The sequence below is a fragment of the Rhodococcus sp. P4_B6 genome (assembly GCF_056402215.1).
Genome location: NZ_JBFUHV010000467.1, coordinates 1 through 933 on the forward strand (window position 1 = coordinate 1; position 933 = coordinate 933).

At 69.3% G+C, this 933-nt stretch carries 1 protein-coding gene and 1 pseudogene; both read right to left on the reverse strand.

Annotated elements, in window-relative coordinates; all coding sequences use genetic code 11:
- Positions 1-363: pseudogene (locus tag AC1DWT_RS51585) on the reverse strand (NAD-dependent malic enzyme); the annotation flags it as partial.
- Between the two features lie 120 nt (positions 364-483).
- The coding region (locus tag AC1DWT_RS51590; RefSeq protein ID WP_477926318.1) for a nitroreductase family protein at positions 484-933 on the reverse strand (450 nt) is incomplete at its 5' end.

Sequence of the window (933 nt, forward strand, 5' to 3'; positions counted from 1 at the left end):
GGTGTCGAGGACCAGCGGGATCGAGTTCAGGCCCGCGAAGTTCTTGAACAGGGCCGACTTGCCCTCCATCACCGGAAGAGAGGCACGCGGGCCGATATCCCCGAGACCGAGGACCGCGGAGCCGTCGGAGACGAYGACCACCAGGCGGCTGGTCCAGGTGTAGCGGTCGGCGAGGGTCTCGTCGGCGGCGATGGCGCGGGAGACCTGCGCCACCCCCGGGGTGTAGGCGATGGACAGGTCGCGCTGGCTGTCCAGCGGGGTCGTCAACTCCACGGACAGCTTTCCCCCGACGTGGCCGGCGAAAATCTCCTCGTCGGTCAGCTCGACCTTCTGCGATGCGGTGGGTTCGGACACGATGGTCATTCTCTACTCATTCCCTTTCGGTTTCGACGATCCACGTCAGCGTGTCGTCACAATCGATCAGCGTGTGCGTGCGCGGCGCAAGGAGCTCTCGCCTCGTTCAGGTGCCTCATGGTGTGTGGGTCATTTCTCGATGAGGGCGTCGCCGGGGTCGGTGGGCCGGCGGGGTGTGAGTGGTTCGAGGGGGTAGCCGACGGCGATCGCGCCGAGCGGCTGCCAGTCGTCGGGCAGGTCGAGGACACCGCGCACCGTGTCCGCGGCGAAGATCGTCGAACCGATCCAGCAGCTGCCGATCCCCTTGGTCGCCAGCGACACCAGCAGCCCCTGCACGGCCGCACCGACCGCGACGGTGAACATCGTCGCCTCCGCCGCCCGCCGACGCGGATCCGGGTAGGGGTGCGCGCCGTCGGGCACGCAGAACGGGACGATCACCTCCGGCGCGTCGAACAGGATGTTCCCCCGCGCCACCCGCGCCGCCACCGCCGCCCCGTCCATACCGTCCGCGGTCAGGTCGGTGCGCCACCGCTCCCGCATCGCGGTCAGCAACTCCTCGCGCACCGTGCGGGTGCGGAC